This is a genomic window from Flavobacterium solisilvae (assembly GCF_012911605.1).
Lineage (GTDB): Bacteria > Bacteroidota > Bacteroidia > Flavobacteriales > Flavobacteriaceae > Flavobacterium > Flavobacterium solisilvae.
The window spans coordinates 1-243 of record NZ_JAAMPT010000050.1 but is presented as its reverse complement, the minus strand read 5'-3'; the positions used below and the strand labels follow the sequence as shown (position 1 = coordinate 243).

Here is a 243-nt window from a genome sequence, read left to right as displayed (position 1 = left end):
TTAGCATAGCTGAGGAAACCTTAGTCTTTCGGTGTGCGGGTTTCTCGCCCGCATTATCGTTACTTATGCCTACATTTTCTTTTCTAACCAGTCCAGCATACCTTACGATACACCTTCAACCCTGTTAGAATGCTCCCCTACCACTTATACTTACGTATAAATCCATAGCTTCGGTAGTATACTTATGCCCGATTATTATCCATGCTCGTCCGCTCGACTAGTGAGCTGTTACGCACTCTTTAA

The 243-nt window shown here is 43.6% G+C and carries 1 rRNA gene; it reads right to left on the bottom strand.

What is annotated here, in order from left to right:
* Nucleotides 1-243: ribosomal RNA gene (locus G6042_RS00240) — 23S ribosomal RNA — on the bottom strand; the annotation flags it as partial.